This window comes from Mycobacterium paraterrae, assembly GCF_022430545.2.
Classification (GTDB): domain Bacteria; phylum Actinomycetota; class Actinomycetes; order Mycobacteriales; family Mycobacteriaceae; genus Mycobacterium; species Mycobacterium paraterrae.
The window spans coordinates 1,879,549-1,904,788 of record NZ_CP092488.2; the positions used below are offsets into that span (position 1 = coordinate 1,879,549).

Consider the following 25,240-nt stretch of genomic DNA (forward strand, 5'->3'; position numbering starts at 1 on the left):
GGTGTCTCCGCCAGTAGACGACTCCGAGGTCACAGCACTTCTTGCTCGCGACCGCATCCGCGCGCTACCGATCCGCTACGCTGCCGCAATCGAGGCGCGCGACGTCGATGCGATGGTCCAGTTATTCTCACCCACAGCACGTTTCGGTGCGTATGGACAGGGCCGCGATGCGCTGCGCAGATTGATGCTCGACAGTCTCAAGGACAGCCTGTTCGCAGTCATCCTGGTGGCCAACCACCTCATCGAGATGCATGACGAGATGCACGCGAGCGGCCAGGTGTGGGCGCATTGCTATGCCCAGACCCGCACCGAGGGCTTTGTCGAACAGCTCATCAGGTACGACGATCGCTACGAAAGTGTCGACGGGGAATGGCTTTTCGCGCATCGTCGGCACCGGCTCTGGTACGGCGCCGCGCACACCAAATCACCATTGGCGCAGCGTGCCGCCGAGTGGCCGCGTAGGCAAGTGGGGGTGGGTGACATTCCTTTGTCAGACCCCGATTTCGCCGAATGGTGGCGAACTCTGAATACAGACGACGGGGTGTCGTCGTTGTGAGATTCTGGCCTGGCCGTGACTTCACCGTCGAGCCTGCCGTGCGAGCCGCGTTGTTGACCGGTTCGCTGATCCCCAGCATGGTGGGAGCATCGGTAATCGGTGTCATGGCTTCGCGCGCGTTACCCACCGGGGCCGCTCTGGCCGATCCCTCGGTGCTGCATGTCAACGTCAGCGCCGCAATCATCTTCGCGGCGATATCGATTCCAGCAGCGGCCGTTTGGGGCTTGTGGTGGACGACGGTGCCCATGGGTGCATCGTCAGCCGCCCGCCACCGCGTCCTCATGTCGACCCCTGGTCGGCTGACGACCATCAGCGCCGTCGTGTGGACCAGCGGGGCCCTCCTGCTCATCTGCGTCAATGCTGTACGACCGTGGCTGGCCACGACCCTGGGCATCTCGACGTTGCTGGCAGCGACGACGACCGCCACACTGACCTACTGGTGGAGCACGCGCGTCCTGCGACCCCATGTCGCGCCGATGCTCACTGAGCATCCACCGGAGCGCCGCCGACCTCCGGGCCTGAGGTTACGGGCCGTGTCCGCGTGGGTCGTAGGCACCGGTGTTCCGTTGTTGATGATCCTGCTGGTGTGCGCCAGCGCGCTCGTCATCAAGTACCCCGGCAACCGGCTCGCGATCGTCGTGCTGAGCCTGGGCGGGGCAGCCGTCGCGAGCGGTCTGACGGTCACCATATTCACGGGTGCCATCATGGCCGATCCCATCGACGAACTGCGTGACGGGATGACTCGGATCGCCGACGGCGAGTATGACGTCACAGTGCCGGTGTTCGATGCCTCCGAACTCGGGTTGCTGCAGGCTGGCTTCAACACGATGGCTGGGGGCCTTCGTGAACGTGAGCGCCTGCGTGATCTCTTTGGCAGGCATGTCGGTCGGCAGGTCGCGCGACTGGCGGAGGCGTCCGCGTCAGCACAGCTTGGCGGAACCAATTGTGAGGTCGCGGTGGTGTTTGTGGACCTGGTCGGCTCGACGCGGATGGCGTTGGAGCTCGGGCCAGATCGGCTCGTGGCCCGACTCAATGAGTTCTTTGCCGCTGTCGTCGAATGCGTCGAACACCATCACGGGTGGGTGAACAAGTTCGAAGGAGACGCTGCCCTGGCGATCTTCGGTGCGCCCGAGCCCATTTCGGACCACTCCGGAGCTGCATTGGCCTCGGCGCGTGAGTTGTCGGTGGCGCTGGGGTCGGCTGAGCCGGGCTTGGCGGCCGGCATCGGGGTGTCCGCCGGGGCTGTGGTGGCCGGCAATGTGGGCGATCCGCGCCGCTACGAGTACACCGTCATCGGTGATCCGGTAAACGAGGCCGCGCGACTGGCCGAGTATGCGAAAACCCACGGGGGAGTCGCGGCCTCGGGATCCGCGCTGCGCCGCGCCGCGGCCGGGGAAGCCGATCGATGGCGGTTGGTCTCGTCGCGTGTCCTGCGTGGCCGCGATGCCCCGACCGACATCGCGGTGCCAGCGTCCTAGTTCTTCTGCTCTTTGTTAGCCATCTGCTTGGCGAGGTTCTCGATGAAGGCCCCGTATCCGACACCGCCGTGATCTGACATCACCGCGTCGTAGTCGTACTCGGGCGGCTCGCCGTTATTCGGCCGCCAGCCGGAGTCGGCGTTGGAGGCCTTGAAACCCTCCTCCGGGAAGGCGTACCAACGGCGCGTGTTGAGTTCGACGATCTTGGCGGCGTCCTCGTCCGGCACGCCCGCGAGCATCTCCTCGGCGCGGGCCCGGCTCATGGGCCAGAAGGAGTCCGAGTGTGGGTAGTCGCACTCCCAGGTGATGTTGTCGATCCCGATCTGGTGGCGCATCGCCACGCCGACTTCATCCTCGATGAAACAACCGGTGATGTTGCGCCGGAACAACTCCGACGGCGCGATCGTGGGATGAATGTTCTGGTAGTACTTGTGCTTGCGCCAGACATAATCCGCGCGCTCGATCAGGTAGGGCATCCACCCGATGCCGCCCTCGGAGAACGCGACCTTCAGGTTCGGGTGCTTGTGGAACACCGGTGAGAACACCAACTCGATCGCCGCCGCCATCGAGGTCGTACCCATCAGCGTGACCATGACGGCAAACGGCGCTTCGGGTGCCGTCGAGGGCGGCATGCCGCCGGAGCCGAAGTGCATGACGGCGGTCATGTTGGTTTGTTCGAGGGCGGACCAGACTGGATCCCAGTGCGGAGTGTGGAAACTCGGCAGTCCGAGGTTCATCGGATTGTCCGGAAGCCCTACCGCGCGGCACCCTTTCGCGGCGTTACGCTCGATCTCGGCGACCATCAGCTGTACATCCCAGAGCGGGCTGATCATCATCGGGATGAACCGGGCCGGGTCCGCGGAGCACCACTCGTCGAGCGAGAAGTCGTTCCAGGCCTGCACGCTGAGCAGCGCGAGATCCTTGTCGTTTCCCTCGAGAAATACCGTTCCGCAGAATCGCGGAAACGAGGGGAAGCACAGCATCGCGTGCACCCCGTCGATGTCCATGTCGGCCAGTCTCGCCTTGGGGTCGTAGCAACCAGGAATCATGTCGTCGTATCGCACAGGGTCGACGCCGAACTCCTCCGGCGACTTACCCGCGACGGCGTTCAGCCCGATGTTGGGGTAGCTGCGGCCCTCGTACACCCATTGGTGCATAGGCGGCTTACCCTCGCGGGGGAATTCGACGATGCGGGGACCGTCTTCGAGGTATTTCTTCGGCAGCCGATCCCTCCACACGTGTGGCGGCTCGATGAGGTGATCGTCGACGGAAAGGAGCTTCATGGACGGTTGCAGCGGCATCGCTGATACCTCTCGATCTTCGCTGTTAGGCTGGCGCTCGTGCAGAACAATTAAACAGATTGTGCTTATTTGACTATAGCTTGGGCCGCGAGGGAAGGGCGAGTATGGACGCCAACGATCGGATTCCGCACGACGACTGGGTGGATCAAGACCTTCTGACCCGTGATGAGGCGGCCAGTCGCCTCGTCGCTGAGATCGCCGAGGCGACGGCAAAGATCGAAGCCGGCGAAGGTGACGAATTCACCGAGCGGCGACTTGCCGGCATGCGGGAAGCGCTGGAGCACTACCGTCGTCAATGAGCTTTCACGGCTGCGTGATCAGGTAGGTCTCGTTGCGCAGCCCGTCGGTGAGTTCGCCGATATCGAACGGTCGTTCTAGGCGGGCGAAAAGCCGGTCGCGGTCGACCAGTTCGATGATTTCGCTGGTCTGCTTGGCGATCATCTTCCCGACTATCGGAAACAACCGGCGCATCGCCGCACGCTCTGCACTCGTGCAACGCGAGGCGCAGTACCCGACGTGCCCTACCTCGTCAGTGAGGATCTCGGTGTACAACAGGTCGATGCGTTCGGCGACGTCCGGCTCGTCGGCGAACAGCTCCACTCCCAGACGTCGAAGTTCGTCGAACATGACGCAGCCGGCCATCTCACCGGCCCCGACGAAAGCGACGCGAAGTCGTTCAGGCACAAACACATTCAGCTTGACGAACTGCCGCATCACGAACGGCGGCGGCATGACCTGGAATGTCAGATCGAACATGTCAAGCGTGTAGGCGAGCAGGCGGGTGTGGTAGTGCTCCTCGAGTTCGATGTACACCCGCTCGAGCGGTAGGTCTCCGTCGCTGTTTCGCCCGTAGGTCTCGCCGAGGCCGACCCCGAACCGCTCGGCTTGGTTCATCTTCGCGGTGGCCAGCAGGAACAGCATCTTGCGGTCCAACCCCGGTTCTGGACGCCGCCTGCGCAAATTACGCAGGAACGTCTCGCGGTCGGCGGGGTGGCGGGACGCCACGGGGTTAGCGACGAGGTCGTCGAAGAACTGCTCGCGAAGTTTCAGCCATCGATTCAAAAGGTCGGCGTCGCCGTCACGACGAACCAGGAAGTCGCGGTAGCCCTCAATGGTGTTGTGGGTCATCTGTTCTCCATCCCGTTGACAATCGTTGTCACATAACGGCTCAGCGCGCGGAAGTCGTGGACACCGGCGGCCAGCAGGGCGTACAGCCCGGTGCCGAAGAACAGCGCGAGTTCGCTGGGGTCGGCGCCGCTCGAAACGTTTTTGGCCCGTTGGGCATTGCTGATCGCTTCGATGATGAACTGCATCACCGGGTGTTCGGCGAACTCGATGTCGCCCGGTCGTGAGGACGAGAACTGCATGCCGAGCATGTCTTGAAACACGACGCCGCCCATGCGGCGCTCAGCGTCCAAGACGTGACGCACCAGCAGCGTCAGGACCGATTCGAGATCGTCGGTTGCGCCACGTGCCCGTCGCAGCGCGTCGACAACGGCGGCTTCCTCCCTGTGCTGCAGTTCCGCGAGCACATGTTCCTTGGTAGGGAAGTGGAAGTAGAAGGTGCCGCGCACGACGCCGACGGCTTTCGCAATCGCGGTGACGTCCGCACGGGCCAGGCCTCGCGCGCTGATCTCTTCGACGGCCGCGTCGAAAAGGCGTGCCCGGGTTTCCAACCGCCTGATCTCGCGGACACTCATCGTCTGCCCGCCCGCGGCTGGGAGAGCGGGGCTCGATGTCATGCAGTCACGGTAGCGGCATCGTTGACGGCCGTCAATGACGACCGTCAACCTGTCGCGCGTCGCCGAGTGGTTAGTGGTCTTCGCGCAACGTCAACGCGATCTTCGGGCACAGTTGGACCGCCGAGCGGACGTCGTCTTCGCGGTCTTCCGGTATCTCGTCGACGGTGACCACCACGAGGTCTTCGTCGTCGAGTTCGAAGATGTCCGAGGCGATTCCCACACAGACGGCGTTCGACTCGCACAGATCGCGATCCACCTCTGCCCGCATCCGATACCCCTCTCCTGCGTCGAATTTCGACGGTCTGCGATGATGCTGGATGATAGAACGGAAGATGTTCAATTGTCTCACGCAAGGGAGAACATCATGGGCCGCCTCGACGAGCGGAACGCACTGGTCACCGGTGGCGCGCAGGGGCTCGGCAGGGCAATCTGCCGTCGCCTCTCCGCAGAGGGCGCCAGGGTCACGATCGTCGACCTGAACGAAGACAAAGCCGCCGAGTGCGTCGAGCTCATCGAGCAGGACGGCGGTGTCGCAAAGTTCGTCAAGGCGAACGTCGCCAAGCGCGACGACATTGCCGCCGCCGTCGATGTCGCGGCGGTCGGCGGTGAACTGCACGTGCTGGTCAACGCCGCACAGTATTTCGCGATGCCGAAGGCGTTGGAACTGGTTTCGGACAAGGACTGGGAGTTGTCCGAGGCGACCGGTCCGAAGGCGACGTTCCGGTTCATGCAGATCGCGCACCCGTTCCTCAAAGCTGCCGGCAAGGCCTCGGTGGTCAACTTCGTGTCTGGCTCGGCGATCGGCGGAATCGCTTATACCGGGCCGTATTCGGCGGCCAAGGGTGCGATCGGCGCGCTGACCAAGGTGGCGGCCAACGAGTGGGCCGCGCACGGGATCCGCGTCAACGCCGTGTGTCCATTCGCGCTGACCGACGTGCAGCGCGACATGATCGGCACCGAATGGGACAACTACACCCGAACCGCCAACGCGTCGCCGATGAAGCGCGGCGCCGATCCCGACACCGAAATCGCCCCAGCGGTGGCATTTTTGGCCAGCGACGATGCGGCGTTCGTCACCGGCACCGTGCTGCACATCGATGGCGGAATGACGGAGTTGTCCACCGTCGACTACTCCAGCTCACCCGGCGTATTCAAGTAGCTACGCCGCGGACGTTCTCGGGAAGCGCAGCATCCTGCGGGCGTTCTCCTCGACGATCAAGGCGCACTCGTCGTCGGGCACGTTGGCCAATACTTCGGCCGCGCGCTTACGTGAGTTGGGCCAACTCGAGTCCGAGTGCGGAAAGTCGGTCTCCAGGGTGATGCGGTCGATTCCTATCGCGTGACGATTCGCCAGGCCGTGCTCGTCGTCGATGAAGCAGCCGTAGAAGTGTTTCCGGAACAGTTCCGACGGTCTGGTATCGAAGTCGATCGGCTGGTAGTACCGGTGGCGCTCCCACACGTAGTCCGTGCGTTCCAGGATGTACGGCAGCCAGCCGATACCGCCTTCGGCAAGGGAGAACTGCAACTCAGGGAACCTTTGAAGTTTCCCGGACAGCAGCAGATCGACGGTCGACCACATCAGGTTCGTCGCGAACAAAGTGATGGCGACGGCGTAGGGCGAGTCCGGCATCGGACGGACACCGTTGACGGTATCGAGAGTCGAGTACTTTTCCATCGAGCTGAACGAGAAACCGGGCACGTAGCCCCCCGAGCCGAAGTGCATCGACACCGGCATCTGCGCCTCGGAGCAGACCTGCCACAAGGGATCCCAGTGGTCGGAGTGGAACGATGGCAGCCCGAGCGGAACGGGACTGTCGGGGAATGACACCGTCCGGGCGCCCATCGCAGCCGTTCGTTGGGCCTCTGCGACGCAGGCATCGATATCCCATAACGGCAGTAGCGCCAGCGGTATATAGCGGTCGGGTGCGGTTGAGCACCATTCTTCGATGTAGAAGTCGTTCCAGGCCTTCACGCACAGCAGCGCCAGTTTCTTGTCTTGCGCGCGTAGGAAGGTGCCGCCGGCGAAACCGGGAAACGAGGGAAAGCACAACGCCGCCTGAGTGCCGTCGAGATCCATGTCCGCAACACGGGCGGCTGGATCGTAGCAGCCGGGAATCATGTCCTCGTAACGGACAGGATCCAGGCCCCACTCCTGCATCGGTCTGCCGGCGACCGCGTTCAATCCGATGGTGGGGTAGATGACGTCGTCATAGCTCCAGAGGTGCTTGCCGTCGCGCTCGACGATTCGCGGACCGGCCTCGCGGTACTTGGCCGGTAACCGGTCCTGCCAGACCCGCGGATGTTCGACGAGGTGGTCATCCACGGAGACGATCTGATGATGGTCCTGTAGCGGCATGGTGGTCCTCAGCTGTGATCTGCACGGTTGTGGGCCGCGACTGGGCTACCCACGTCGATCGTAGTACAACTAAACAATAAGTGACTAATTGTCATACGACATCGTCTGGGGCGGGTCCGGAGAGGTTTCGGCGCGGCGTTCCGGGATATCCGAAGAATTTTTCGAAGTTGGCGTCGTTGATGGGGCTGACCGTGTTGCGTTTGGCTGCGGCACGCAAGTCGCGGAGGCGACTCTCGGCCCGATCGAGCTCCTCGGGAGTGCCAGATTCCGCGGCACTCCGCACGTCCCGTGCTGCCGCAGCGATCTCCAGGCGCAGTCGTTCGCCGACTTCCCCGAACGTCAACAGATCGTGGTCGGCCTCGTCGCGCTTCTCCCGCTCAGTGTCCGGCTGGTCAATCGGCTCGGGCATCGCGTCACTCCCCGCGGCTTCCATTGGACGCAGGCGGACCTACCGCGACTGTGGCAGTGCCCGGTGTCGTACTCGTGCCGTGTTGATCGACTACGTCGATCGTCAGATGCACGAGTCCGACACCGTCGACGATCTCTTTGCCGACCACCTCTCCGACGGCGTGCAGCTCGTCGCCTTTCTGGTTCATGCTTCTGTACTTGGCTGTCAGGGAACGGATTTCGCCGTCGTCGCCGATCCATTTCCGTAACATGTTCGCTAAGTAGGCGAGTCGCAAGTTGCCCATGCCGAACGCACCGGCCTCGTTGCCCGCCGCTCGACCGGCAGCGTCGTCCATGTGGATCGGAATGAATTCGTCGTTCACCGCCGCGTAGCGGTTCCACTCTTCGAAGCCAGTGGTCCGGACGAACTCCGGTATCCGGTCACCGACGGCGATCGCGTTGTAGTCGAGCGTCACAACGCAACTCCGAGAACCTTGGTGTCGAGATACTCGGCGATGCCCGCTCGGGCGCCCTCGCGGCCCAACCCGCTCTCCTTGATGCCACCGAACGGCACGGCCGCCGAGGTCGGGTTGATGTCGTTGATGCCGATCATCCCGAAATCGAGAGCTTCGGCGACCCGGATAGCGCGAGTGATGTCACGGGTATAGAGGTAGGCGGCCAGCCCGTACCGTGTCGAGTTCGCCAGCTCAACCGCCTCGCTCTCGTCGTCGAACACCATCACCGGGGCGATCGGACCGAATGTCTCTTCCGAACAGATGAGCATCTCCGGTGTGACCCCGGACAGGATCGTCGGAGCGAAGAAGTAGCCCTCGTCGAAACGGGTTCCGGTCAGGCGTGATCCGCCGGTAACTACCGTCGCGCCCTTGTCGACGGCGTCCTTTACCTGACGTTCCATCTTCTTGACGGCGACATCATCGATCAACGGGCCCACCGTTGTGCTCTTCTCCAACCCGTCGCCGGGGACGAGATTCTCGACGCGTGCGCGCAGGGTCGCAAGGAACGGTTCGGCGATCGAGCGGTGCACGAGGAAGCGGTTGGGACAGATGCACGCCTGACCGGTGTTGAGGAACTTGACCAGCGCCGCCCCCTTGGCAGCGTGCTCGGGATCCGCATCGGCGAAAACGAGGAACGGTGCGTGGCCGCCCAGTTCCATCGACACCCGTTTCATCGTGGCTCCCGCCCGCGATGCGATCATCTTGCCGATCTCCGTGGACCCGGTGAAACTGATTTTGCGTACCTCGGGGTCGGCGAGGATCTCGTCGGCAACCGGCTCGGGGTCCGAACACGTGACGAGGTTGACCACCCCGGGAGGTGCGCCGGCGTCGGCGAAGACGCGGAACGTCTCGATCGCGCACAGCGGCGTCTGTTCGGCGGGTTTGAGCACCGACGTGCAACCGGCGGCGAGTGCGGGCGCGACCTTGCGGGTGATCATCGAAATGGGGTAATTCCAAGGCGTGATCGCTGCACAGACGCCGACCGGCTGCTGGAGTACGAGGAAGCGTTGGTCGGCGCGGGCAGACGGAACCACCTCTCCGTAAACGCGTTTCGCCTCTTCGGCGAACCAGAGCAGGAAATCTGCGGCGTAACCCACCTCGGTGCGCGCCATCCGCAGCGGCTTACCTTGCTCTCTGGTCATCAATTGTGCCAGGTCGTCTTGCCGTTCGAGCATGATCCGATGTGCCGCGATCAGGACCTCTGCGCGCTCGTAGGCGGTCTTCGCCCGCCAGGCCGGCAGTGCGGCGGCCGCGGCGTCGATCGCTGCCCTGGCATCGGCGCGATCACCGTCTGGGACGGTGCCCAGCACGGAGCCGGATGCGGGGCTGGTGCTCTCAAACGTTCTGCCCGACAACGCTGATCGCCATTCACCTGCGATGTACATGCTCGTTCTCCTCGTCGGCTTTCAGTAGCGGATCAGGGTGTCGACGCGGGTCCGGACAACCTGGCCGTGCTGATTGCCGAGTTCGCGTTCCAACCGCAGATACAGCATCCGGCCCAGCTTGCCGTCACGTTCTGTCGCATCCTTGATGCGCCACCGACCGCTGATCACGTCCCCGGGCCTCATCGGCTGGCCGAAGGTGAACTCGACACCGCCGTTGAGCACGTGCTGCGCCGGCTCCCCGGGTTGCGGTAAGGCGTAGCGAGCGGGGCCGGCGTCCAGCTTCTCGATCGGCCATGCAAAGGGGTTGAAATCGTCGGGGGCGATGATGCCGCCCCACTTCGTCGTGCGGGCGTATTCCTCATCCCAATAGAGCCGAGGGGGCGACTCGGGCCAGTAGGTGGCGATCACCCACCTCCGAATGTCGGAACGCTCAATCGGAAACGAGGGCGCGCCCTGGTCGTGCCACGTGCCAAGCACGTCGGTGAGCCGCGTAGTGAGCAAACTTCCGGTCACCCGCCACCCCGTTCCCTCTGCCTGCGGCAACCCGAGGCCGATCCCGACAACAGGACAGTATCTGTCATAGTGTTTCGAGGATAGTAGGGACGGGAGACTCGTGATCGACATCGGCCGGCAATGGCACGTCAATCATGTCGTCGACGATTACCGCACGGTCGCCAAGTGGTACCGCACCGTCTTCGGCGCGGTCGACATCTTCACTGACGAATGGCTGGACGTCGAGAAGCGATGGGCGTCCATGCTCACCATCGCGGACCTCGCCGTCGACGTGATGGAGCCGACCGCCGAGGGGACAGATCTGCCGCTCGGTAAATTCCTGAAGCGATTCGGGCCCCACCTGCACGCGGTCGCCTATTTCGTCAACAGTTCGCCCGCCGACGTGTACGACGCGTTGAACGGCGCGGGCGTCCGTTGTTTCGGTCTCGGGGGCTCGGGGCGCGAGGCCGTGGTGGCTTCACCCATGAGCCCGGTCTTCACCCATCCCAAGGACACTGCCGGACAGCTCGAATTCATGCCGTTCATCGAATCGAAGCCGGGACCGCTGGGTGTGCCGGGCAAGTGGGAGGATCCGAGATTCGTTGCGGGCTGGTCGAATCAGCCGTGGCGCGCGCATCCGCTTGCTATCGAGGGCTGGCGGATCGGTGTCGTCGTCCGCGAGCTTGACCGGGCGACAGCCGTCTATACGGCGCTCGGGGCCACGGTGTGGGGCGAGGAGCATTCGGCCGGTTCCCACCGGCGAGTGCTCAAGGTCGGAGCCAACACCACGGTGGAACTCATCACGCCGTTGTCCCAAGACACCGTCGCCGCACGCGATCTCGCGGCCAACGGTGAAATCATGCACTCCTGCATCTTCGAGACGGCCGACCTTGCGGCGGCGGAATCGCACCTCGTCGACCACGGCGTCGAGATCGCCGACCGGGCCGGCCAACGCCTCGTTGCCGACCCGACGACATGCCATGGTGTCGCCATTGAATTCGTGGGCCGTGGCTGACAGCGCGGCACGGCTCCGTCCGCTGTGCCGGGTCGGCTATGAGCTCGCCGAGCCCATCGCCGTGTCCGCCGGCCCCGCGGGCGCCGTGACAGTCGGCGAGATCACCGCGGCACGCTTCGACGGTGATCGGCTGCGAGCCTCGCTGAAGGGGCGGGCCGCAGCGGACTGGGCGAGCGTCGAGCCGGGCGGGAGAGTCCGGGTGGACGCTCGGCTGACGATCGAAACCGACGACGGTGCGGTGATTCTCGTGACGTACCTCGGCAGAATGAACGCGCGCACGGGAATCGTGTACTCGTCGATGTACTTCGAGACCGGAGACGACAGGTACGAGTGGCTGACGCGGATCCTCGGCGTTGCGAAGGGAAGTTTCACCGGTCGCAGCCTGACCTACGACGTCTTCGAGGTCGTCTAGGGGCCACGTCAGTCGCGGGATGCGCGCTCGATGAGCTCGAGAAGGTTGCCGTCGGGGTCTGTCAGCATCAGACCGCGGTTCCCGCCGCCGAACTTCACGGTGCGGTCCGCCAGCAGGCGACCCCCGCGCTCGACCACTTCATCGACCAGTGCGTCCACGTCGTCCACTCGAAGGGATATATGGGTGAAGCCGAGCGAGTTCATCGGGCGGGGCTCGGCTACCCCGGTCGTGCCAGGCTCGGCGTATCCGAGCAACTCCAGCCGAAAGCCGTCCCGCTGCAGATACACGAGGTCGAGCACCAGACCTTCGACGTCGAGCAGCTGCGCTGAGGCCTGGTCGTCGACGCGCATCTCGCCGACCTTCTCGAAACCAAGCGCCTCACAGTAGAACTCCGTTGCTACCGCGACATCGCGCACGCACAGGCCGATGTGAGTGACGCGGTGCCCAGAGCTCATCGTGTGATGTCGTTCAGAATTGCGTTGTGTTCGCCGAGCAACGGAGCTCGCGTGGGTGCGGCCGTAGGGCTGGCGCTGAACAGATACGGCGTCCCGGGGTATGTCACGGTGCGGCCCAATTCGGGATGCTCCACCTGCCTGTGCATGCCGCGCGCGATCGTGTGCTCGTCGTCGAAAGCCTCGTGCGGCGGCAGTATCGCGCCCGCCGCGAACCCGCGGCGCTGACTGGCAATGAAGAACTCCTTGGCGGGTAGACGCGACGCGATGAGGGTGACCGCGTCTCGGGCCGCGCTGAGTATCGCGGTGGTCTCATCGTCCTCGCCGATCGAGGCCAGATCCACCGGCTGCGTGCGGGCGGCGGCCAATTCCAGGAAGTACGTCTCGGGTAGCTCCTCGACGAGGTCGAGGTCGGTGAGCCAGTCGACCAGCCGCCTGAACTCCTCGGGCCTACGTGGCAGCACCCCCGTCGTCGCGTAATGTCCATCAGCGCAACGAACTTGGACCGGTGAGCTCGGTGTCGGGAAGGCATGCCGTCCGGTCTGCCTGACGCAGACGGCCTGATTGACCAGCCAGTGGTAGGTCGCCTGTTCGCATGTCACGTTGCACGCAGCGGTCACATTGACGTCGACGAACTGGCCCACACCGGAGTGGTCGCGGTGCGACAGTGCGATTAGCGCGCCGATCGCCCCGTACATGCCGCCGATGTTCGCGGACTGGTCGCCCGAACCGCGCATCGGGGGGATCGAATGGTCGTCGTAACCGCAGTTCCATACCGGCCCGCCGCCGGCCAGCACAGTGAGATCGGTAGCCGGGTCGTCAGCGCGGGCGCTGCCAACGCCGAAGGGCGAGACCGACACCCAGATCAAAGTGGGCTGCGCCGAGGCGATTTCGCGGTAACTCAATGCTCCGCCCGCCACGCGGTCGCTACCGGCCAGCACCATGTCCGCAGTAGAAACTAGTCGACGCAGTTGGTGGACCCCGGCGTCGGTATTGAGATCGACTGTCACGCTGCGCTTTCCGACGTTGCCCGCCCACCAGCGCAGGCTCCGATTCACATGGTGCTCGTCATCGACGAAGGGAGGGCGATGCCGGTGCGGTGAGCCTTCGACAGGCTCGACCACGACGACGTCTGCGCCGAGTTCAGCGAGTGTCCGGCCGGCGACGGGCGTGTACTGATCGGTGATCTCGACGACGCGCACGTCGGCCAGCGCGCTCAGATCACACCTCGCTGAGCCCACTCGTCGAGTGTCTCGTCGTCGTGACCCAACAGCTCGCCGAGTATCTCGCGGTTGTGCTGGCCGAGTCGGGGACCGCCGGAGTCGATGCTCCACGGCGTGGCGGAGAACGTCATCGGAACACCCTCCACTCGAACCTTTCCGATGTCCGGATGTGTCACGGTCGGAAACAACCCCATGCGCGCCAGGTCGGGATCGCCGTCGATCCGCTCCTGCGGACTCTTGACGACGCTGGCGGGAACCCCCGCGCCGACGAGATCCTCGGCCAGGCTGACGGCGTCGCGCGTCGCGGTGGCGGCACCCACGACGCCGTCGAGTTCGTCGGCAGCCGCGATCCGTTGGGCCAGGGTGGCGAATCTGTCCGCAATCAGCGCGGGCTCGTCGAGGACTTTGGCCAACAGGGCCAGCTCACGCTCGTCTCGGCACGCGATCGCGATCCACCTATCCTCGCCCTGGCACGGGTAGATGCCGTGTGGCGCGTATTCGTCGAAGTCGGCGCGGTTGCCTGAGGGTTGAACGGTCCGGCCGTTGACGGTCCAGTCGAGGAGTTCGGTCGAAAGCATCGCCATCCCGGCGGGCACCGTGGCCAAGTCGACGTGCTGTCCCTCGCCCGTGCGGTCGCGATGGTGAACGGCCGCCATGATCGCCACGGTCATGTAGAAGGCAGAGCCGTGGTCCATGTAAGAGAATCCCCAACCGGCCGGTTCGGTGTCCGGCAGGCCCGAGGTGTATGTCAGTCCGCTCATCGCCTGCACGATCGGTCCCCAGGTTTTGAACTCTCGGTAGGGCCCGGTGTGTCCGAACCCGCAGTTGGAGACGTAAACGATGTCTGACTTGATGCGTTTGAGGTCCTCGTAGCCGAATCCACGATGTTCCATGACCCCTGCCGCGAAGTTCTCGCAGACGACATCGCTGACCGCGACGAGTTCGCTTAGCAGCTGCTTGCCCTCTTCGGTGCGAAGATTGATCGTCACGCCGTACTTGCCCACGTTGTGATTGTTGAAGCCGGCGCCGAGGTTCACACCACGCCGGTCATCGACGTAAGGGCCAACGCCGCGCAGCGCGTCCCACAAGCCGTTGGTGGCCGGATCCTCCACGCGGATGACGTGAGCGCCGAACGCGGCCAGGATCTTCGTCGCGCCGGCGCCTGCCAACTGCCCACTCAGATCGCACACCCGAAGATGTGAAAGCGCGCCTGCCACGCCCGACACCATATCGCAAATAGACAGATGGTGTTCTATTGTTCATCTATGACCACGGTCACGGACACAGGGAACGGAGAAGCGTGTCGATGAGCGGACCGATGTCCGGGGTACGTGTGCTCGAGGTCGCCCAGTGGACGTTCGTGCCGGCGGCGGGTGCGGTGCTGGCGGACTGGGGTGCGGACGTCATCAAGATCGAGCACCCGCAGACGGGTGACTCGCAACGAGGCCTGCGGCAACTCGGCCACGTCAAGGTGGAGGGCGATCGAAACCCGGTCATGGAACACGCCAACCGTGGCAAACGCTCAGTGGCACTGGATATGTCGGCACCGGACGGGCATGAGCTGCTGATGGAGATTGCGCGCACCAGCGACGTGTTCCTGACGAACTTCCTGCCGGACGCTCGAGCCAAGCTACGCATCGACGTGGACGACCTGCGCGCCGTGAACCCGGATATCGTCTACGCCCGGGGCAGTGCCTACGGCCCGCTTGGCCCCGACGCCGGCACCGGAGGCTACGACATGACGGGCTTCTGGAGTCGCGCCGGCGGCGCGATGGGCGCCACACCGTGCGACCTGGACGGCGTCGTCCCGCAACCCGGCCCGGCGTACGGCGATTCGATCGGGGGGATGACGATAGCCGGTGGGATCGCCGCCGCACTGTTCGAGCGCGAGCGCACGGGACATGCTCGGGTCGTTGATATCTCGCTGTTGGGAGTCGGCGTCTGGGCCTCCGGTGTCGCGGTCAATGCCGCGCTCGTCAGCGGTGAGCCGTGGCAGACCAATCCGGCAGGGGCGAACGTCGCACCGAACAACCCGCTGACCGGGTTCTACCGGACCAGCGACGGCCGCTTCCTGGGACTGTCGATGCTTCAGGCGTACCGCTACTTCGGTGAGTTCTGCCGGCGAGTGGGCGCCGCCGACTTGGCCGTCGATGAACGGTTCGCCAGTCACACGGCACTCGCGGAGAATGCGCCCGCCGCCATCGAGGTGCTGCGGGCGACGATCGGCGCTCAGCCGTTGGAGCACTGGCGCAGGGTGCTCGACGGTTTCGACGGCCAGTGGGCACCCGTGCAGACGACCGCCGAGGTGGCCGCCGATCCGCAGGTCCGCGCGAACGGAAACATCGTCGCCGTCGAGCACGACGGCCAGACGTTCGACCTGGTAGCCAGCCCGGTGCTCTACGACCAGACGCCCCTGACGCTGGCCCCAATGCCCGAATTCGCCGCTCACACAGAGGAACTCATCCTCGAACTCGGGGGTGACTGGGAGCGTATCCTGGCCCTCAAGGAAAGCGGCGCGATAGCGTGATCAGGCGCTGAGTATTGCCGCGGCGCAAGATCCGCCCCCGCCGACCGCCTGCACCAATCCGATACGCGCGTCGCGTACCTGCCGGCCGTCCGCTTCGCCTCGAAGTTGACTGACGATCTCCGCCGCCTGGGCCAGCCCCGTGGCGCCGATCGGGTGGCCACGCGCGATGCACCCCCCGTCGGTGTTGGTGGGCAGCCTGCCGTCGCTGGCCAGTCCGCCAGACTCCGCGAGCTTTACGACGTCGGCTGAGTTCGCCAGTCCCATCGCGATCAGAGCGGTGATCTCCTCGCTGGCGCACATATCGTGTAAGGACACCACGTTCACGTCCGACGGATCGACGCGGGCGGCCGTGTAGGCGCGCTGGGCGGTGAGCGTCAACTGCGAGGGCGGCCCGACCACCGGTCCGATGATCGGCCACTCCGGATCGTCGGGCCAACTGGTCTGCTCGATCGCCAGCACCGAGACCGAGCGGGTTTGCGGTTGCGCGGTGACGACCACCGCCGCGCCTCCGTCCACCGATGCGTGGCACATCATCTTGGTCAGTGGGTCCGCGACCATGCGCGCGTTCAAGACGGCGTCGACGGTCACTGGTTCATCACTCCGCCTGGCCGCCAACGGGTTCAACCGGGCCTGGTTATGCGATTTGGCCGCGACCGCCGCGATGACGTCCGGTCCGCAACCTGCGTCGTGCAACCACCGCGCCGCCTCGATCGCATAATGCGTCTGGGGAGGGAATTGGTCCCAGAACCCGACCGCGGCAGGCACGACGCCGCCGGGTTCCAACGTCGTCGTCTTCTCGTATCCGATTGCGAGCGCGGTTCGGCACCGCCCTGATGCCACCGCCCACACGGCGTGCCGAAGCGCGACCAAACCACCCGCCGACGCGCTCTCGGTGGCGGTGACGGGAATGCCCGTTCGACCCAGCCCGAGCGCGACCTTCATCCCTGTCTGCGGCGGCGCGAGGGCAGACGCCGTGAACACCTCGCCGACATCGCCATAGTCGATGTTCGCGTCCGCCAGAGCTTTTCGCGCCGCATTGATTCCCAGATCGGCCAAAGGCGCCTCGCCGTGTCTGCCGAATTCTGTGACGCCGACACCGGTCAGATAGGCGACCGTCACTGGGCACCTGCGCAGAAGACGTCGATCTGTAGATCGTCGAACGTGCGCGTCACCAGTGATCCGACGGTACCGGGGGCGGGCCGGGCGCCGTCGACGAGAACCTGGATTCGACCCTTCGGCGTATCGACCCACGCCACGCTGTATCCCTCGGTGCCGAAATCCGCGAACGGCGACTTGGACGGGATGAAGGTCGACGACCAAACTGTCGCGGCACGGTCAGGTGATGACATCGGCACGGGCCGTCCTCTCGTAGTCGGCATTTCCACTCCCGAGCGCAGGTGGGGGCGACAGTGTCACAGGCCCTTCGCCCCGGAAGCGCCACGGCAGCCCGACGAGTCGAGCTGTGCCGAGATCCGGGTCAGGGTGGGCGATTTCGGGAAAGAATCCGCGTTCGGTTAGGTGAGCGTCGGTGATCAGCTGGTCGGCGCGGGACACGACCGCGGCCTCGACTCCCGCTCCCTGCAGCTTGAACACGGCGTCTTCGGACCGATTGATCGCGACGAGGGTCGCCACGAATTCGGCTGTTTCGGCGGCGCACTGCTCGCCGCACAGCTCGACGGCAACCCAGCGCCCGTCAGTTGCTCGATGGACGGCACGCCGGACGTCGGCGTTGCCGGGAAGGGAGTCGGTGGACGCCGCGGTGAGGTACTCCGACACCGTCGACGCAACCACCTCGGCCATCGACAGGTCCACGACGGCGCCGCTGGACCGGCTCGGTCCGAGGGCCCAGGCGGCGATCACCACCGCGCCGACCACGGAGGACAACGGGTCCGCCAGAACCGTACCCAGGCGCGCCGGAGTTCCGTCGTCGCATGTGGTGAGTTTGGCTAGACCCCCGTAGGCCTGAACGTTGTTGGCGTACACGCGGTAGCCGGCCAGAGGGCCGTCGGAACCGAAACCCGACACCCGCAGCGTGAGCCGACCGGAGTCGGCGAGTTCGGCGGGGTCGACTCCGAAACGGCTGAGGCGGCTCGATCCGACATTTTCGATCAGCACGTCGCACTGATCGAGGATTGCGACGACGTCGTCGACGGCGCGTGCGGGATCGAGCAGGACGCTGTGCTTGGAGTGGTTCGCGATCGCGAAGTAGGCGCCCCGCTCCGGGCCGGCGATGCCGTCCGCGAAAGGTCCACTGCGCCGGTAGATGTCGAGCCGGTCTGGGTCTTCGAGCCGCACGACCCGGGCACCCATCGCGCCGAGGAGCGACCCTACGATAGGGCCCGCAAGGACGTGGGTGAGTTCGGCGATCCTGAGCGCTGCCAGACCGTGCGCGGACTGCCTGCTCGCGCCGGAGGCGCTGATCGACCACGGTGGACCCAGCACGGCGACCGTTTGGTCGGCCAGTTGGGCGTGTTGGAGCGACCCGCGATGAACCAGTTGCGGCGAGTCGAGGAGCTCGGCCGGGTGGTTGACCGGTGTGGAGGGCACGCCGTTGGCCTGCAGAAGAGCAGCGCAGTCTGCTTTGAGCCGGCTGGCGGTCCACTCGGTGACTCGTGCGTTGATGAGGTCGGCGTGTTCGATGCGCGCCTGTCGCTCATCAAGTCCCGTGGCCCATGCGGGTTCCTCGAGTGCGGCGCGCAAACCTCTCCACTGATGGTTCTCGACAGCGGTGATCCGGACCAGTCCGTCACGACAGGCGAACACTCCGGATGGCGCCAGATAACGGCCGCTGCCGGCCCGACCGGGACAGCGGTAGAGGATGTGTGCGCATTCAGGCAGTGCGGCGGTGAAGATGACCGCCTCCTGAGCGGAGACGTCGATGACCACCGCCCCGCCCTCGCGGTTGCGGCGATCCAGTCCGTGCAGCGCGGCCAGCGCCGCCACTGCCCCAACCGCTTTCGATGCGACGTAGCCAGGGGCCGGCACCGGGACTCCATCGGCGTCTTCGATGGTGGCGAGGAGTCCGCCGCTGGCCTGTGCGGTGATCTCGCCGCCCGGCCGATGGCTACGCGGGCCATCCACACCGAACGCGGACACGATGACGATCACGACCCCGCGCTGTGGGTCCGGTACGTCGTCCGCGTCGTCAGCGAAGACGATGTCGTAGGCCTGAAAGTTCGGCGCGATGCCAGCGGGCAGTTCGGCCGCCTCTCGGTTGAGCACCAGATCGACGGCGGCGACCGTCCCCTCGGGTGTGTCGATCACCGGGCCCGCGCGGTGGACGGGATTACCCGATATCCGGTCTACGGACGCCCCGAGGGAGGCGAGAAGCGCCGCTGCCGCGGAGCCGGGTATACCCGTGCCGCTGTGCAGCACGCGAGTTCCCGACAAAAACCCCGAAGACGGCACGGCGTCGGTCACCCTTCGTCAGATCCTGCGCATCATGTATTCACGTGAGACAGCATGACAATTGAACAGTATTCGTTCTGTTGTTGTCCAACCCGTCGGCATGCCGATGGCTTCACACATTCACATACGGTGTTCTATTGTTCAGGATATGTCGATGACCACAGCTCTGTCCGAGTCCCGTTTCGACGACGCGTCGTTTTACCTCGGGGACCCCAACGCGACGTTTCGTGAGCTGCGCGAGACTGACCCGGTCCATTGGTACGAGCAGGGCAAATTCTGGGTGATCACAAAGTACGACGACATCAAGACCATCTCCGCGCGACCCGAGAAGTTCAAGTCCGAACGCATCGCGATCATGATGGACCTGATCGCCCACCGCGAGGGGCGCGACCCGCAGGGGTACGGTGGCCGCGGCATTCTTTTCATGGACCCGCCGGAGCATCGTGCCCACCGCAAGGCGCTCGGAGTGCGTTTCACCCCGGCCGCGGTCGCAAAGATCGAGGCTCGGGTGCGCGAGGTGATCGCTTCGATTTTCGACGGTCTCCCCGACGGCGAGTTCGATTGGATCGAGCATGTGGCCGAGCCGTTTCCGGTGTACGTTTTTGCTCACCTCCTCGGCGTGCCGGAAGCCGACTGGCCGAAGGTGGCCGGCTGGGCCACCACGATCGCCAAAGTCGGCAGCGGGGTGGCCGACGACGGTGACATGGAGACAATTTTCGGTGAGGTTGCGCCGTATCTCATGGGGCTCGTGGCGGAGCGCGCCGGCAACCCCACCGATGACCTGCTGTCGATGCTGTCCCAGGTACGCATCGACGGTGAGCCCTTCAACGAGATCCAGGTGATGACGTACGCGCTCACGCTTCTCGCCGCGGGCAGTGAGACCACTCAGAGCCTGATTGCCGGAATTGCAGCATGTTTCGACATGCACCCCGATCAGGCCGAGCAGGCGTTCGCCGATCCCGAGGTCGGCAACAACGCCGTCGAGGAAGTCATGCGCTGGTGGACGCCCGTGATGAGCATGGCGCGGCAAGCGGCCCATGATACCGAGATCCGCGGGGCGACGATCCGAGCAGGCGATGGACTTCTGCTGGCCTATGCCTCAGCCAACCGCGATGCCGACCATTGGGGACCCACCGCAGAGCAGTTCGACGTTCACCGTCCCGACGCGTCAGGTCACCTCGGGTTCGGAGTCGGGGAGCACTTCTGCATGGGCGCGGCGTTGGCCCGGCGCGAAGCACGCGTCGTGCTGGACGAAGTAATCAAGCGGGCCAAGGGATTACGCGTGACTGGAGACGGCGTGTTGCGGCCGTCGGCACTTGTGCACACCTACGATCGACTTCCTGTGACGCTGGAATACCGCTGACTCGCGTCCGCCGTCATCTAGTCCGCAGCCACTGCGTCACGACGGCGCGGTGCTCTGCCCGCGATCCCAGTGCCGCTACCCGGGATGCGGCGCGGCGCAGGTGAACGTGCGCCTGGTGCTCCCAGGTGTAGGCGATACCCCCGAAGACCTGCATGGCTCCCTCAGGCACCTGACGCAACGAGTCGATAGCCCAGAAGCACGCCAGTGAAACCAGGGCTGCCGCATCGGGATGCTGGAGCTCGACCGCATCGGCCGCGCGATTCACCAGAGCGCGCGCGATCTCGATCACCGAACGCTGGTCCACCAGGCGATGTTTGATCGCCTGCCGGGCTCCGATCGGTCGGCCGAACGTCACCCGTACTTTGGCGTACTCCACGGCTGCGTCGTTGGCGGCCGCCGCGATCCCGATCAATTCGGCGACCGTGGCGAGCCGGCTGCGCCGTAGCGCGTCACGGTGCTTCTCGACCGCCGGGGCACCTGACGCCAGCACCCGCAGCGGCACGTCCGTGAGGGTGATGCTCGCAGCGGGATTGCGGTCGAGTGGTTGCTCGGGTTGTCGCCCGACTCCAGAAGCTGTGGTGTCGACAGCGCCCAGCACGGGTTGGCCGTCTCGCCATCCGAGAACCAAGAGCTGGTCGGCCGCGTCTCCGTAGTGGACTAGCGGCCAGGTGCCGTTGATCTCCTTCTCGCTGGAAGTGGCGCCGACGTCTTCCAGAATCAGGGTGAGTCCGGCGGCGCGGCGCTGTTCACACCAAGCCGCGGCGGCTGCCGAGGCGAGGGGAACCGGAAGCGCGGCCGCACCCGCGGCCTCGGCGAGCACGCACAGCTCGCGAAGCGAACCACCACCACCGCCGTACGCTTCGGCGACCAGAACATCCGGCCACCCCAAGGCGAGCACGGTCTTCCACAGTTGCTCGTCAAAGGCTGGGGGAGGCCCGTCTAGCAGCGCGCGGGCACGGTCGACGGTCCACGCCTGGTTGAGAATGTGGTCCGCGGTGCTGCGCAGTTCTGCGAGTTCTGCCGCAGCGTCGGCGATCTCGTCGAGCGACGGCTCGCGGTCAGGGGTCACGGGGCAATCCCAACAATCTCTCGGCGATGACGTTGCGCTGAATTTCCGATGTGCCGGCGCCGAATGTCGCGGCCCTCATCAGCAGGTAGCTCTTTGCTACGTTGCCGTTCTTGGTGGCCGACGGTGAACCGTGTTCCAGAGTGCCAAGCGGGCCGGCCAGGTCAAGCCCGAAGTTCGCCATCGCCTGGTCGACTTCGGAGGTCAATAGTTTCGCCATGGACGCCTCTGGTCCCGGACTGACCCCACGGACACCCGCGGCGGTCGCCTGCGAAGCAATCTGGCGCAGCGCCTCGACCCGGGCGGTGAAGCCGACCAGCTGATCGGCGACGTACTCGTCATCTAAGCCCTTGTCGCTCAGCGCGTTCGGCTGCTTCGCGAGACCGACCAGAATATCCAGCCGGCGCTCGATGCGGTGGGTCCGGCTTTGGCCGACCCGCTCGTAGCCCAGCGTCGACTTCGCCACCCGCCAGCCGTCGTGCAGCGGGCCGAGTACGCGGGACAGCGGCACCCGAGCGGCGTCGAAGAACACCTCGCTGAACTCGGCTTGTCCAGAGATCTGTCGGATCGGCCTGACGTCGATACCCGGCGTCGCGAGATCGGCGAGAATGTAGCTGATTCCCTTGCGCGGCTCGGCGTTTGGATCGGTGCGAGCAAGGAGGTAGATGCGGTTCGCGTAGTGCGCCTTGGAGGTCCACACCTTCTGGCCGGTGATCACCAGCTCGTCGCCCTCGACGACGGCGCGTGTGGCGAGGGAGGCCAGGTCGCTGCCGGCGTTGGGTTCGCTGAAACCCTGGCACCAGACGTCCTCAGCCGCGAGGATTCGCGGTAGAAAGTAGCTGCGCTGCTCCTCGGTGCCCCACTGGATGATGGTCGGGCCGAGCTGGTTGATGGCGCTGCGGTTGATCGGCTCAGGCGCACGAGCGGCCGCCATCTCCGCGTTGAAGATCAACTGCTGGACCGGTGTGGCGGCACGCCCGCCGAATTCCGCGGGCCACGAGATGGCTGCTAATCCGGCCTCGTGAAGCCGCCTCTGCCACAGCCGCATTCGATCCAGGCGATCCGCCTCGGACGTTATCTCCGTCGTGAGCGCTGATGCGAGAAAGGCTTGTACCTCGTCCCGGTACGCACGGTCCGGCGCGGACAGCGGAACCCCGTAGTCACGGTCGGTCATCGGCCCTGAGTGGCAGTGCCGTCGGCCAGCCAACCCGCCATCATTCCGTAGACGGCTTCGATCGCGTCTTTGGCGGCGTCCGCGTCAGCCTCGGCGGAGCCGACCGGGTCGTAGTCGACATCCCACGTGATGTCGGCGCCCTCCTCGGCTGGGTGGACTGTGACGAGGGCTTCGAATCGCGACACCGGAAGCGGATTGTCGGCGATCGAGTAACCCAGCTCCATCCGATCGTGGTCCAGGTGGGTCAGCGTCTCGACGACGGGGTTACCGCTGGGTCCATAGATGGACCGGCTCATGCCGATGCCGTCGCCGGTGACGTCCACTCGACCGGTTACCGGGATCCAACTGACGTCCGCGAAATCGGCCAGCAGCGCCCACACCCTCGAAGCGGGCGCATCAACCCGTTTTGCGATTGCGATTCGGGGCATGGGCGAACATTAGCAGTTTACTGAACAAATAATCGGATAGTGTTCCGATGTGCAGCGGTGCATTCGCGACGAGAGGCGAGCAGCATGGGTGAGACGGCGCAGGGTGCCGACGGTCTCGAGGTCGACGAGGACTGGGTTCGATACGAGGTGGTCGAGCCACACATCGCCCAGATAACGATCAACCGGCCGGACCGGCGCAACGCCATCCTCTCGCCGGACATGCACGACCTCTTCAAGGACAGGCTGGACAAGGCTGAAGCCGACGATGACGTCAAGGTGGTCGTGCTCACCGCGGCAGGCAAGGACTTCTCCAGCGGCGACGACGTGCGCAGGCTCCCCATCGAGAAAGCGGGCCTGAGCAAGGGAAAACGACTGCCGCAGACGGCACGACTGGCCAATGCCCGTCGGCTGCATCGGCATCTCACCAACTGGCTCGAGTTTCCGAAGACAGTGATCGCAGCATGCCAGGGCGCAACACTCGGAGCCGGGATGAACTTGGCGTTAGCGGCCGACATCCTGGTCGTTGCCGACGACATGTACCTGGCCCGACCGCAGGCGCGTATCGGCTTCGCCGGCTTCTCCACCGCAATGCCACTGGCACTGCTCAAGCTCGGGCCTAACCGGGGCTACGAAGCAATGATCACGGGCCGCAAGGTGCACGCCGCGGAACTCAAAGACTGGGGCGTGGCCGCGTCGGTCGTGCCGGTCGACGACCTGCGAGATGAGGCACTGCGGTACGCGCGGGCCATCGCGCATCACTCCGCCGACGGCCTGATGATCGGCAAACACGCGCTCATCACCTTCTGGAATGCCGTGGGCATGGCGCAATTCCGTGACTGGGTTCCAATGGGACACAGCGTGTTCAGCAATCTGTCGTGGCGGGACGACGAGTTCAACTTCATGAAGGAGCGCACGACTCGCGGCGGTCGTGAGGCGATGGCCGAGCTTGAGCGGCGCTACGCCGAATGGGGCTTCGAATAATCAGCTATACAGATTCTGTCCATGTGTTCTGTATGCTGAGTCGGAGTCTGCAGCTAAGGGAGCGATGATGGGTGTTCTTGACGGGCGAAAGGCGCTGGTGACTGGCGCCGGTCGTGGGATCGGTGCCGCGGTCGCAGAAGGTCTGGCGGCTGAAGGGGCTACCGTCCTGGTTTCCGACGCCGGGGTGGCCGTGGACGGCAGCGGTCACGACGCGGGTCCCGCCGAAACCGTCGCCGCGGCGATCAACGAGCGCGGCGGCAAGGCGTTCTCCGACAGCACCGACATCACCGATTTCGCCGCCTGCGAAGAGTTGATCACCCGGGCTGCCGCCACCCTCGGCGGATTCGACATCATGGTGAACGCAGCGGGCATCCTGCGCGACGGCATGGTCTTCAAGATGAGCGAGCAGGATTTCGACTCTGTCGTTGCCGTACACCTCAAGGGCACATTCAACCTGACCCGGCATGCGGCGGCGTGGTGGCGGGAGAACCGCGGCGGCCAGTATCGCCTGATCAATTTCACATCGATGTCGGGCCTCCAGGGCGCGCCGAGCCAACCCAACTACGCCGCCGCGAAGATGGGCATCGTCGGGTTGACTTTTTCCTGTGCGAACGCACTCAAGGGCTACGGTGTGCGTTCCAATGCGATCGCCCCTATCGCAGGCACCCGAATGACCCAGGGCATCAAAGGCGGTGGCAGCATGGACTATTCGCCAGAGAACAAGCGGCTGGCGCCAGAGAATGTCGTCCCGCCAGTCGTGTACCTGGCCAGCGAGCAATCGGAATGGCTCAACCGTCGCGTGATCTTCGCGGGCAACGGCCGGATCAGTCTGATGTCGAATCCTGTCGTTGAACGCGAGATCGTGTCCGCATCCGGCACCTGGGACATCGCCAGCGCGTTCACCGAGATCGAGACCTCGTTCAAAGAAGCGGTGCTCTACCCCAACATCTTCGACAAGCCGCCCGCCGGCTAAGGCACC

28 protein-coding genes are annotated in these 25,240 nt (G+C 64.9%); 10 read left to right on the top strand and 18 right to left on the bottom strand.

Features of this window, described 5'->3' with window-relative positions; genetic code table 11:
• Position 1 precedes the first annotated feature (1 nt).
• Both MKK62_RS08965 and MKK62_RS08970 read left to right on the top strand, forming a co-directional pair.
• Positions 2-556: a nuclear transport factor 2 family protein gene (locus MKK62_RS08965; RefSeq protein WP_240261408.1), complete on the top strand. Its 555-nt coding sequence runs from the start codon at positions 2-4 to the stop codon at positions 554-556.
• Complete coding sequence (locus MKK62_RS08970) at positions 553-2,034, top strand: adenylate/guanylate cyclase domain-containing protein (RefSeq protein ID WP_240261407.1); 1,482 nt, start codon at positions 553-555, stop codon at positions 2,032-2,034. Before MKK62_RS08965 ends, MKK62_RS08970 begins: the two co-directional genes overlap by 4 nt.
• Here MKK62_RS08970 and MKK62_RS08975 read toward each other — a convergent pair.
• Complete coding sequence (locus tag MKK62_RS08975; RefSeq protein ID WP_240261406.1) at positions 2,031-3,335, bottom strand: amidohydrolase family protein; 1,305 nt, start codon at positions 3,333-3,335, stop codon at positions 2,031-2,033. The two genes, MKK62_RS08970 and MKK62_RS08975, sit on opposite strands and share 4 nt — an antisense overlap.
• Before the next feature lie 104 nt (positions 3,336-3,439).
• On the opposite strand from MKK62_RS08975, the gene MKK62_RS08980 reads away from it, so the two are divergent.
• Entirely contained in the window at positions 3,440-3,634 is a 195-nt protein-coding gene (locus MKK62_RS08980) for a hypothetical protein (RefSeq protein WP_240261405.1), read from the top strand.
• 4 nt (positions 3,635-3,638) lie between these two features.
• Here MKK62_RS08980 and MKK62_RS08985 read toward each other — a convergent pair whose 3' ends face one another.
• The 3 genes from MKK62_RS08985 to MKK62_RS08995 all read right to left on the bottom strand — a co-directional run bounded on the left by MKK62_RS08985 (position 3,639) and on the right by MKK62_RS08995 (position 5,345).
• Positions 3,639-4,463 (bottom strand): hypothetical protein, encoded by an 825-nt coding sequence (locus tag MKK62_RS08985; RefSeq protein ID WP_240261404.1) that lies wholly within the window; start codon positions 4,461-4,463, stop codon positions 3,639-3,641.
• Entirely contained in the window at positions 4,460-5,077 is a 618-nt protein-coding gene (locus MKK62_RS08990) for a TetR/AcrR family transcriptional regulator (RefSeq protein ID WP_240261403.1), read from the bottom strand. The genes MKK62_RS08985 and MKK62_RS08990 overlap by 4 nt, the downstream gene beginning before the upstream one ends.
• Before the next feature lie 70 nt (positions 5,078-5,147).
• Positions 5,148-5,345, bottom strand: a complete 198-nt coding sequence (locus MKK62_RS08995) for a ferredoxin (protein WP_240261402.1) — start codon at positions 5,343-5,345, stop codon at positions 5,148-5,150.
• Positions 5,346-5,441: 96 nt separating this feature from the next.
• On the opposite strand from MKK62_RS08995, the gene MKK62_RS09000 reads away from it, so the two are divergent.
• Positions 5,442-6,236: an SDR family NAD(P)-dependent oxidoreductase gene (locus MKK62_RS09000; RefSeq protein WP_240261401.1), complete on the top strand. Its 795-nt coding sequence runs from the start codon at positions 5,442-5,444 to the stop codon at positions 6,234-6,236.
• Here the strand turns inward: MKK62_RS09000 and MKK62_RS09005 are convergent, their stop codons facing one another.
• The 5 genes from MKK62_RS09005 to MKK62_RS09025 all read right to left on the bottom strand — a co-directional run bounded on the left by MKK62_RS09005 (position 6,237) and on the right by MKK62_RS09025 (position 10,233).
• Positions 6,237-7,433, bottom strand: a complete 1,197-nt coding sequence (locus MKK62_RS09005; RefSeq protein ID WP_240261400.1) for an amidohydrolase family protein — start codon at positions 7,431-7,433, stop codon at positions 6,237-6,239. It abuts the gene before it with no gap.
• Between the two features lie 91 nt (positions 7,434-7,524).
• Complete coding sequence (locus MKK62_RS09010) at positions 7,525-7,842, bottom strand: acyl-CoA synthetase (RefSeq protein ID WP_240261399.1); 318 nt, start codon at positions 7,840-7,842, stop codon at positions 7,525-7,527.
• A 4-nt stretch (positions 7,843-7,846) separates the two neighbouring features.
• Positions 7,847-8,296 (bottom strand): MaoC/PaaZ C-terminal domain-containing protein, encoded by a 450-nt coding sequence (locus MKK62_RS09015; protein ID WP_240261398.1) that lies wholly within the window; start codon positions 8,294-8,296, stop codon positions 7,847-7,849.
• Positions 8,293-9,720, bottom strand: coding sequence for an NAD-dependent succinate-semialdehyde dehydrogenase (locus MKK62_RS09020; protein ID WP_240261397.1), 1,428 nt, complete (start codon positions 9,718-9,720; stop codon positions 8,293-8,295). The genes MKK62_RS09015 and MKK62_RS09020 overlap by 4 nt, the downstream gene beginning before the upstream one ends.
• Positions 9,721-9,741: 21 nt before the next feature.
• Positions 9,742-10,233, bottom strand: a complete 492-nt coding sequence (locus tag MKK62_RS09025) for an FAS1-like dehydratase domain-containing protein (RefSeq protein ID WP_240261396.1) — start codon at positions 10,231-10,233, stop codon at positions 9,742-9,744.
• Positions 10,234-10,333: 100 nt separating this feature from the next.
• Here MKK62_RS09025 and MKK62_RS09030 point away from each other — a divergent pair, with 100 nt between their 5' ends.
• The gene (locus tag MKK62_RS09030) at positions 10,334-11,227 is read left to right on the top strand and encodes a VOC family protein (protein WP_240261395.1); all 894 of its coding nucleotides are present in this window, start codon (positions 10,334-10,336) and stop codon (positions 11,225-11,227) included.
• Positions 11,220-11,639, top strand: coding sequence for a DUF3237 domain-containing protein (locus tag MKK62_RS09035; protein ID WP_240261394.1), 420 nt, complete (start codon positions 11,220-11,222; stop codon positions 11,637-11,639). The genes MKK62_RS09030 and MKK62_RS09035 overlap by 8 nt, the downstream gene beginning before the upstream one ends.
• A gap of 8 nt (positions 11,640-11,647) precedes the next feature.
• On the opposite strand, the gene MKK62_RS09040 is transcribed toward MKK62_RS09035, so the two are convergent.
• Genes MKK62_RS09040 through MKK62_RS09050 form a run of 3 tightly spaced genes read right to left on the bottom strand, consistent with a single transcriptional unit; the run spans position 11,648 to position 14,531 of the window.
• Entirely contained in the window at positions 11,648-12,094 is a 447-nt protein-coding gene (locus MKK62_RS09040; RefSeq protein WP_240261393.1) for a VOC family protein, read from the bottom strand.
• A complete protein-coding gene (locus MKK62_RS09045; RefSeq protein WP_240261392.1) occupies positions 12,091-13,332 on the bottom strand; it encodes a CoA transferase in 1,242 nt (413 codons plus the stop codon). Before MKK62_RS09045 ends, MKK62_RS09040 begins: the two co-directional genes overlap by 4 nt.
• Positions 13,308-14,531, bottom strand: a complete 1,224-nt coding sequence (locus MKK62_RS09050) for a CaiB/BaiF CoA transferase family protein (RefSeq protein ID WP_240261391.1) — start codon at positions 14,529-14,531, stop codon at positions 13,308-13,310. Before MKK62_RS09050 ends, MKK62_RS09045 begins: the two co-directional genes overlap by 25 nt.
• Before the next feature lie 89 nt (positions 14,532-14,620).
• Between MKK62_RS09050 and MKK62_RS09055 the strand changes: the two genes are divergently transcribed.
• Positions 14,621-15,841 (top strand): CaiB/BaiF CoA transferase family protein, encoded by a 1,221-nt coding sequence (locus MKK62_RS09055; RefSeq protein ID WP_240261390.1) that lies wholly within the window; start codon positions 14,621-14,623, stop codon positions 15,839-15,841.
• Here MKK62_RS09055 and MKK62_RS09060 read toward each other — a convergent pair whose 3' ends face one another.
• From MKK62_RS09060 to MKK62_RS09070, 3 genes are read right to left on the bottom strand one after another with little or no spacing between them, the layout of a single operon-like run.
• On the bottom strand, positions 15,842-16,960 hold the full coding sequence (locus MKK62_RS09060; RefSeq protein WP_240261389.1) for a thiolase family protein: 1,119 nt from the start codon (positions 16,958-16,960) through the stop codon (positions 15,842-15,844).
• Positions 16,957-17,190, bottom strand: a complete 234-nt coding sequence (locus tag MKK62_RS09065) for a hypothetical protein (RefSeq protein ID WP_240261388.1) — start codon at positions 17,188-17,190, stop codon at positions 16,957-16,959. The genes MKK62_RS09060 and MKK62_RS09065 overlap by 4 nt, the downstream gene beginning before the upstream one ends.
• Positions 17,177-19,261 (bottom strand): CoA transferase, encoded by a 2,085-nt coding sequence (locus tag MKK62_RS09070; protein WP_240261387.1) that lies wholly within the window; start codon positions 19,259-19,261, stop codon positions 17,177-17,179. Before MKK62_RS09070 ends, MKK62_RS09065 begins: the two co-directional genes overlap by 14 nt.
• Before the next feature lie 142 nt (positions 19,262-19,403).
• Between MKK62_RS09070 and MKK62_RS09075 the strand changes: the two genes are divergently transcribed.
• The gene (locus MKK62_RS09075) at positions 19,404-20,612 is read left to right on the top strand and encodes a cytochrome P450 (RefSeq protein ID WP_240261386.1); all 1,209 of its coding nucleotides are present in this window, start codon (positions 19,404-19,406) and stop codon (positions 20,610-20,612) included.
• A gap of 13 nt (positions 20,613-20,625) precedes the next feature.
• On the opposite strand, the gene MKK62_RS09080 is transcribed toward MKK62_RS09075, so the two are convergent.
• From MKK62_RS09080 to MKK62_RS09090, 3 genes are read right to left on the bottom strand one after another with little or no spacing between them, the layout of a single operon-like run.
• Positions 20,626-21,681 (bottom strand): acyl-CoA dehydrogenase family protein, encoded by a 1,056-nt coding sequence (locus MKK62_RS09080; protein ID WP_240261385.1) that lies wholly within the window; start codon positions 21,679-21,681, stop codon positions 20,626-20,628.
• Positions 21,671-22,852, bottom strand: a complete 1,182-nt coding sequence (locus MKK62_RS09085; RefSeq protein ID WP_240261384.1) for an acyl-CoA dehydrogenase family protein — start codon at positions 22,850-22,852, stop codon at positions 21,671-21,673. Before MKK62_RS09085 ends, MKK62_RS09080 begins: the two co-directional genes overlap by 11 nt.
• Positions 22,849-23,280, bottom strand: a complete 432-nt coding sequence (locus MKK62_RS09090) for an SRPBCC family protein (RefSeq protein ID WP_240261383.1) — start codon at positions 23,278-23,280, stop codon at positions 22,849-22,851. The genes MKK62_RS09085 and MKK62_RS09090 overlap by 4 nt, the downstream gene beginning before the upstream one ends.
• Before the next feature lie 84 nt (positions 23,281-23,364).
• Between MKK62_RS09090 and MKK62_RS09095 the strand changes: the two genes are divergently transcribed.
• Both MKK62_RS09095 and MKK62_RS09100 read left to right on the top strand, forming a co-directional pair.
• Complete coding sequence (locus MKK62_RS09095) at positions 23,365-24,261, top strand: enoyl-CoA hydratase/isomerase family protein (RefSeq protein WP_240261382.1); 897 nt, start codon at positions 23,365-23,367, stop codon at positions 24,259-24,261.
• 67 nt (positions 24,262-24,328) lie between these two features.
• Positions 24,329-25,234 (top strand): SDR family NAD(P)-dependent oxidoreductase, encoded by a 906-nt coding sequence (locus MKK62_RS09100; RefSeq protein ID WP_240261381.1) that lies wholly within the window; start codon positions 24,329-24,331, stop codon positions 25,232-25,234.
• Positions 25,235-25,240: the final 6 nt, after the last annotated feature.